Origin of the sequence: Microcystis sp. M_OC_Ca_00000000_C217Col, from assembly GCF_007095585.1 — a bacterium.
Classification (GTDB): domain Bacteria; phylum Cyanobacteriota; class Cyanobacteriia; order Cyanobacteriales; family Microcystaceae; genus Microcystis; species Microcystis panniformis.
The window spans coordinates 67,759-75,005 of the sequence record NZ_SFBV01000276.1 but is presented as its reverse complement, the minus strand read 5'-3'; the positions used below and the strand labels follow the sequence as shown (position 1 = coordinate 75,005).

Below are 7,247 nucleotides of genomic sequence, written 5' to 3'. Positions count from 1 at the left end.
CAGGGGAAGAGTAGTAAACCAGACCAACCGATGAAGACGAAACGGTCTCTTTTGAGCCAGTCATCGAGAGCATCAAACAGCCCTCTTTCTGGGGCGCGTCCGACAGCAATGGTCATGGGGGTTTTCTCCGAAAAATGTATATTATTGCTAAGATTCCGCGCTCTCTCCTCCATCCATCTGAGCAGGCGAGCAGATGTGTAGAAGAATTGTGAGAAATCTTTACTTTTCTTAACTTACACTATATTGGAAAAAATAGCCAATGTTTTTCAGGTCGATCTTAAGAAAATCTAAAATTTTTCGGGGAGACCACTTCCTGTGCGTTGCGGGGGGAGACCACTTCGTGCGCGTTGCGGGGGGATTTGGGGAGATGGGGAGATATGCCGCCTCAATTGCTTGGTATTGTCGTCTTCACGTCTTGAGTGGAATGCTAGACCCCTCTGTGCGGTAATTATCCCCAAATTGAGGTGATTAAACCGCACGGTGCGCTATTAAGTCCTATTAAGGGGTGTTAGACCGATGGAAGTGGGATAGTAGGATGGAGAGGGTTGCTCGATCGCAGGGAGCGGTATAATTGATGGCTGGGCTGAACAAGAAGGAGAATTCATGTACAAAGATGATATTCTGAACCTGATAAAGCAATCACCACTTGAGATTGATACTGAAATACAAATGACTGGAAAGCCCCCAACAATGGCTAACTCCGAATTTCTCACGAACAAGGAACAGGGTGATTGGGCTGAAACAATCGTCTTTAAGGCAGTCAATGAATATTCTGGTGATTATTTTGCTGTTAAATATGGGCGTTCCGAATCCATAGCCGCAGGTGATGATGGATTTGCTGATTTCTATATGGAATATCAGAGTGAACTTAATGCGATAGGTAAGAGGCCAGATATACTGATATTTAAGGTCAGAGACTTTCCGGATGGAAGTATTGACATTAAAAATGATCAGCACATAAGGCAGGCTGTGGCTGCGATTGAAGTAAGATCAAGTTCTTTTTTAGCAGACAAATATGCGGCATTCATGCGGGACAGACAAGATCGGGCCATTAAAAAATGCGAAGAAATTAGACAAGACATAATCAATACCGACCTTGGTGATCTATTAAGGCGAAAAAACCAGACAATTTACAATCTAATGTCAAATGCTACAGATGACACCTTTAGAGAATTAGACTTTCGTTGTCCGTCATGGTCATCAACAAAAGAGTTAAGAAATCTAACTGAATTACTGAAGAATCTCAAAGAAAATATAAAAATACTGCACAAACGCGATTATTTGGGCATTACCCCAAAAATTGAAGATGTTGCCTTGGTCAACAGGTGGATTCAGAAATATAATGTCAAGCATTTTTATCTACAAGTATTTTTTGACAAGGCATATATAATATCATTTAAAGATATTTTGGCACTGGTTTCAAACGATAACAATGATGGAAATAATTTTTCAATAGAAAGAGATGTAAAAAATCAAGGTAAAACTACGATCAAGATCAATGTGCAAATTGGAAAAGAAGTCATTGGAAAAATTGATATGCCTGAACATAAATCGGCTCTGAAAGAATTAGACAGGGGGCGTCTGCTTTTTTATGTCACTTTTGCAGGCGGCAAGGGATACCTTGATAATAAAATATTTCTAAGGGATGTTATTAATGCGTGAGTTAAAATATATAGCTGAAACTCCACTTAATCATAGGAAGGATTACGGTCAGTTTTTTACACCTATGTGCGTTGCTCGCCTCATGGTACAGTGGGTTTTAAAAGATAATCCAGAAACAGTATTAGACCCAGCGTTTGGCTTAGGCGTTTTTTATGATGAAGCAATAAAAATACCTTCAGGTAATCAAGTACATTTCATTGGATATGAGATTGATAGAAATATATTTGAGTTTCTCAATCGTAATGGTGACAGTCCTTATTTGAGAGTTATCAATAGTGATTACCTCGAAGCTGAAACTGAAAAATTTGACGGTATCATTTGTAATCCACCATATATGCGATTTCAGAAATTTCTTAAGCGTCATGATATATTACCAAAAATTGAAGAAAAAATAGGGAAGAAACTTATCGGTTACTCTAATATCTCTTCCGTATTCCTTGTCAAGTCTTTAAGAGAACTTAAAATCAATGGTAACTTGGCGTATATTATGCCTTTTGAGTTTTTTAATACTGGCTACGGAAAAGAAATCAAAAAAAGTCTCCTTGAAAATCATTTATTGAAGCAAATAATAATCTTTGACAATGAAAAAGAAATTTTCCCAGAGGCAACGACAACCGTTTGTGTGCTTCTTTGTAAAAATGACGGAAAAAAAGAAACCATTAAAATTTTACAGATCAAAAAAATTGATGAAATAGATAAAATAGCTGATATTAGTAAATTCTATCAGTGGGAAATCGAACCATCGAATTTACCATACAACCAAAAGTGGACACCTATTATTTCATCATTGTTCACTGAACAAGTATACCCAAATGGCTTCTGTAAGTTGTCCCTATACGGTACGTTTACGAGAGGTATTGCTACTGGCGCAAATGAATTTTTTGCGTTAAAAAAATCAAAAATTGAGCAACGGAAGTTGAGTGATAACAATATTTGTAAGTGTATTACAAAAAGCTCTCAAATCCGCAAAGCAGTATTTACTGAGCATGATTTTAATATACTATACAATGAGGATAAGCCAGTCCATTGTTTAGATGTAAAAGATCACGACAACTCTGAAATACGAAATTACATAAAAGAAGGCGAAAAATTGGGATACCATGGGAGGTATCTTACAAAAACAAGGAACACCTGGTACAAAATTGAAAAGAGAAAACCGGCTCCAATTTTATTCGGCGTCTTTAGCAGGGGCAGGTTAAAAGTAATACGCAATTTCACAACAGCAATAAATTTTACCTGCTTTCATTCCTTTTATCCAAATAAATTAGGACAACAATTTATTAATAAATTGTTTGTGTATTTGCTCAGTGATATTGGACAGGAAATAATAAAAATCAATAAACGAAGTTATGGTGATGAATTAGACAAGTTTGAACCAAGGGATTTGAATGATAGCTTATGTCCAAGCCAGAAACAATTTGAAATGATCAGTGATGAAGATGCTGAAGAAGTAATTAGTATTGCACAAAATGATCACCAAAAAGCAATTCTCATGAGTAATGCTCTGATCAAAAGACTTATGGACTCCCAACAATGCGCTGCACCGGACGGCAATTCCGCTGCGCTCCATAGTGCGATCACCGATCTTGTAGGGTGCGTTAATAAAATGTAACGCGCCTTATTTTGTTTTAACGCAAGTGATTGTCTCGGAGCAGATTCTAATCAGGTATAATGCCAGATAAGGCAGCAATTTAAGAAAATTTACAATCATGGTATTGCGTCAGATCTGCTCCGCTATATTAAAGAAAAGTTTCCCAAACAGGGCGATGCTATTTCGGTTTAGCTTGAGGGTGCGTTCCCCGAAGCCTTTGGGTTTTGCCAACCAGATTTGGACAGAACTATAATAACAATTGTACTTAACCATGTACAACTCTGATGAGCGTCAACATTGTCAACTTTAGTGAAGCCCAAAAAAACTTTAAATCTGTAATAGATACAGTAGCCAATGATAAAAACTGTACTTTCATTGTCAGAGGAGATACAGAAGATGTTGTTATCATGTCTAAAAGTTATTATGACAGTCTGATGGAAACAGTTTATCTCTTAAGATCTGCAGCTAATGCTCAACATTTGCAAGAAGCGATCGCAGAATATCAAGCAGGTAAAACACAAGAACATGATTTAATCGATGCGTAAGTTGGCTTGGGGTAGTAAAGCATGAAAAGATTATCTTTATTGGCAATCTCAGGACAAGAAAACCCTGAAAAGAATCAATCTGCTCATCCAAGATACTCTATCCAATCCCTTTGAAGGAATCGGTAAACCTGAACCCTTGAGAGAGAATTTGTCAGGTTTTTGGTCCCGTACGGATGAAGCTAATCGTCTTGTTTATGTTGTCGATGATCATTATCTAACAATTATTTCCTGTCGCTATCATTACCAAGATTAGTCATCGCTGTAGGGTGCGTTCCCCACGACAACTCCGAATTACTCCGCCAATAAATTCCTGGGAACGCACCAAGATTGGTTAGCGCTCTCCTTATATATTTATGTCATAATTATTTTTTATTCTGGTCAGCCTAAAAATTAGGTATCGGTTATGAACACATTTACTGCTGTTGTAGAAAAAGATTTTGATACTAATCTTTATGTGGGTTATGTCCCTGGTTTTCCCGGAGCAAATTCTCAAGGTGAAACTTTAGATGAATTACAGACAAATCTTTGTGAAGTGATAGAAATGCTCCTTGAGGATGAACAAACAAAATTTAAAACAGTATTTGTTGGTACACAGTAACCATCGGCAATATACCTGTTCTGAAACCACAGGAAGTGGTTCGTATCTTAGAAAATCTTGGCTTTGTTGAGGTACGTCAGAAAGGCTCCCATAAACAATTCTGTCCTGAAGATGGACGTGCAACTACTGTTCCATTTCCTAAACATGGCTTAAAGAAGAGAGAAGTGAGAGAATAGAGTAGAATGATCAGATGCTTCCATGCCTAGAAAAATCCGAGAGTTGAAAGCTCAAATTGTCCGTGAAGGATTTGTTTACTTACCCAAACGGGGCAAGGGTAGCCATGAACGTTGGAGACATCCTTTGATCGGAAAAACACTGACAATCCCGGGCAAAGATGGAGATGATGTCCCACTTTACCTAGAAAAACAACTGGCAAAACTACTGACTGAACTGAAAGAGTTGCGAGAGGATGGAGATTAATGAATAGATACAGCATGATTGTTCAGTGGTCTGATGAGGATCAGCTTTTCCTGGTAACGATCCCAGAGTTTTCTGATCTTGTCGTCATGCCTTGTACTCATGGCAAAACTCGTCAAGAGGCTATCCACAACGGAGAAGAAGTGATTGAAATGTACTTGGAAGCCTGGCGGACAGAAGGTGAAGCGATTCCCGAACCCAGAACAAGATCGGTCGCTTGATATTCCTGCTCGGTCCTGGGGCATAACAACGCCTCTGCACACCGACTGCCGAGAGTTAATCGGTGATGATGCTAGGGTTATGGCTCTTCTGGTTTCTGTGTGGAAACGAGGTCTATACTGATAGTTTATTTAACCAAATAGTCCTAAAAGTCTTTCCCAGTAAACATTTCACGATTTCATAAGCAAAAATTATCACACAAAGTCGAGAAGAGCCGGGTTATCTGCACAGTGAACAGCAATCAGTGAACTGAAAACCCACATCTGATCACTAATACCCTAAAACCCCAACACCCAAGCCCTGCTATACAATGGTTTTTGACTTGTTTTTTGGAAGGGAACGCTAAACTATGTATTCGATCGATATTACCCTGAAACTCTCCCCCATCCCCCTTTCCGTGCAGCGCAAGGAAGAAGCAGCAGCAGACGCTTTGTATCAAACAATTATTAACGCTATGCGATCGCCGAATCCGGAATTATTAGAATTAACCTGTGAAAAACAAACCGATAAAAAGGTGGCGGTTTTGAGCGATCAGATCAGTGCGGTGATTGTTTCACAAAAATCTGGGGCTGCCTCCACCGGTAGAGCGCCGGGGTTTGTCGCTTTAGCCACAGAATAAGTAGGTAGGTGTTAAAAGTTCTCATATCCCCCCTGCCCCCCTTATCAAGGGGGGTGCCGATAGGCGGGGGGATCCCCCCTGCCCCCCTTGATAAGGGGGGTGTCTGACAACTTTTAACGCGTACCTACTTAACTGATAACTGATAACTGATAACTGATAACTGAAAAGGCTGATAATTCATGACTATAAAAGTAACAGACCTCTGCTTTAGCTGGCCGAATGGGAAATCAGTATTAAATGGCTGCTCTTTGCAAGTTCCCAGAGGGGAATTTTGGATGTTGTTGGGGACAAATGGCAGCGGTAAATCAACCCTGCTGCGGCTCTTAGCGGGATTATTAAAACCTAGTCGCGGGGAGATAGAGATACCTAACCCCCTCGGTTTTGTTTTCCAAAATCCCGACCATCAGTTAGTTATGCCAACAGTGGGGGCAGATGTGGCTTTTGGGTTGGTATCCGAGGGTTTATCCACGCCGGCAATTCGGGCCCGGGTGCGGGAATCCCTAGGGGCGGTGAATTTATTAGAAATGGAAAAACGACCGATCTATGCTCTCAGTGGCGGACAAAAGCAAAGAATCGCCATTGCAGGTGCTTTAGCTCGTCATTGCGAGGTTTTGCTCTTTGATGAACCCACCGCCCTTTTGGATGGGGATACTCAGTTAGAATTAGTCTCTCAAGTGCAGAAATTGGTCAAAAACCGAGGGATTACAGCCCTTTGGGTGACGCACCGCCTTGATGAATTGGATTACAGCGATGGAGCATTTTTATTAGAGGGGGGCAAGGTAACGGATCGGGGAAATCCCCTAGAATTAAAAGCGAGATTATTGGCCAGTGCGGCGGGAGAATCCTAAATTTTTTGTTAATATCATTAAGATGCTGTTTTTTAGAACTGCCCTTAATGCCACACGAATTACTCTCAAAGCCATGCTTAATTCTTCTGATCGTTCCCTTCTGCTGGTTGACGGCTACAACGTCATCGGCGCTTGGCCGTCCCTGAAAAAAATTAGCGATCGCCAAGGTCTCGAACCAGCGCGAGACAAGTTAATTGAAACCCTAATCGGTTACACCCACCATCAGGGTTATCAAACCCAAATCGTCTTCGATTCCTACCTTCAAGATACCCCCGGCAGCCAAGAACGCTACACTAACCATTTATCGGTTTATTTTACCGCTCACGCTCAAACCGCCGACACCTATATCGAGAAAACCTGCGCTGATTTTTGGCACGATCGCGCCCCAGCTATCGGACGGATTATCGTCGCTACCTCTGATAATGCCCAAAAAATGACCGTTATGGGTTATGGGGCCCAGTGGATTTCCGCTCAACGTCTGGAAGTCGAGGTGGATTTAACCGGTCGTCGTCTGAGAAAATCCCAGAGTTCTTCTCAAAGTCCCAAAGGGCGTTTTTTATTCCATTCTCTCGATGCTCAGGTGCAACAGAAATTAGAGAAAATGCGCCACGGAATTAGTTATCAAAAACCTTGACAAATTACCCCAAATATGTATCGACAAAAATCCCCATTAGAGGCACAGGTAACTGTGTCTCTAAGCTTTTCAAGGTCAGTTGCGGTCTGGGGGATTTTGTCACAAGCTGGCCCC

At 40.8% G+C, this 7,247-nt stretch carries 10 protein-coding genes and 2 pseudogenes; 11 read left to right on the top strand and 1 reads right to left on the bottom strand.

The genetic code is table 11. The features are described from left to right. A pseudogene (locus EWV66_RS17720) lies at positions 1 to 116 on the bottom strand (photosystem II D2 protein (photosystem q(a) protein)); the annotation flags it as partial. Between the two features lie 487 nt (positions 117 to 603). Between EWV66_RS17720 and EWV66_RS17715 the strand changes: the two are divergent. The 11 genes and pseudogenes from EWV66_RS17715 to EWV66_RS17665 all read left to right on the top strand — a co-directional run bounded on the left by EWV66_RS17715 (position 604) and on the right by EWV66_RS17665 (position 7,133). After that, a complete protein-coding gene (locus EWV66_RS17715; RefSeq protein WP_002756852.1) occupies positions 604 to 1,662 on the top strand; it encodes an AccI family restriction endonuclease in 1,059 nt (352 codons plus the stop codon). Continuing rightward, the gene (locus EWV66_RS17710; protein ID WP_287107412.1) at positions 1,655 to 3,274 is read left to right on the top strand and encodes an HsdM family class I SAM-dependent methyltransferase; all 1,620 of its coding nucleotides are present in this window, start codon (positions 1,655 to 1,657) and stop codon (positions 3,272 to 3,274) included. The genes EWV66_RS17715 and EWV66_RS17710 overlap by 8 nt, the downstream gene beginning before the upstream one ends. Positions 3,275 to 3,537: 263 nt before the next feature. Next, positions 3,538 to 3,798, top strand: a complete 261-nt coding sequence (locus tag EWV66_RS17705; protein WP_002756849.1) for a type II toxin-antitoxin system Phd/YefM family antitoxin — start codon at positions 3,538 to 3,540, stop codon at positions 3,796 to 3,798. Between the two features lie 37 nt (positions 3,799 to 3,835). Further along, a pseudogene (locus tag EWV66_RS17700) lies at positions 3,836 to 4,051 on the top strand (Txe/YoeB family addiction module toxin); the annotation flags it as partial. Positions 4,052 to 4,201: 150 nt separating this feature from the next. After that, complete coding sequence (locus tag EWV66_RS17695; RefSeq protein WP_061432919.1) at positions 4,202 to 4,396, top strand: type II toxin-antitoxin system HicB family antitoxin; 195 nt, start codon at positions 4,202 to 4,204, stop codon at positions 4,394 to 4,396. Between the two features lie 35 nt (positions 4,397 to 4,431). Next, positions 4,432 to 4,572, top strand: coding sequence for a type II toxin-antitoxin system HicA family toxin (locus EWV66_RS17690; protein WP_287107411.1), 141 nt, complete (start codon positions 4,432 to 4,434; stop codon positions 4,570 to 4,572). Positions 4,573 to 4,594: 22 nt separating this feature from the next. After that, positions 4,595 to 4,816, top strand: coding sequence for a type II toxin-antitoxin system HicA family toxin (locus tag EWV66_RS17685; protein WP_002756832.1), 222 nt, complete (start codon positions 4,595 to 4,597; stop codon positions 4,814 to 4,816). Continuing rightward, positions 4,816 to 5,034 (top strand): type II toxin-antitoxin system HicB family antitoxin, encoded by a 219-nt coding sequence (locus EWV66_RS17680; protein ID WP_287107410.1) that lies wholly within the window; start codon positions 4,816 to 4,818, stop codon positions 5,032 to 5,034. The genes EWV66_RS17685 and EWV66_RS17680 overlap by 1 nt, the downstream gene beginning before the upstream one ends. A 347-nt stretch (positions 5,035 to 5,381) precedes the next feature. Next, positions 5,382 to 5,651 (top strand): UPF0367 protein family, encoded by a 270-nt coding sequence (locus EWV66_RS17675; RefSeq protein ID WP_002790236.1) that lies wholly within the window; start codon positions 5,382 to 5,384, stop codon positions 5,649 to 5,651. Positions 5,652 to 5,830: 179 nt separating this feature from the next. Further along, entirely contained in the window at positions 5,831 to 6,499 is a 669-nt protein-coding gene (locus EWV66_RS17670) for an energy-coupling factor ABC transporter ATP-binding protein (protein WP_185237103.1), read from the top strand. Between the two features lie 73 nt (positions 6,500 to 6,572). Beyond that, positions 6,573 to 7,133 (top strand): NYN domain-containing protein, encoded by a 561-nt coding sequence (locus EWV66_RS17665; protein ID WP_167341551.1) that lies wholly within the window; start codon positions 6,573 to 6,575, stop codon positions 7,131 to 7,133. Positions 7,134 to 7,247 lie beyond the last annotated feature (114 nt).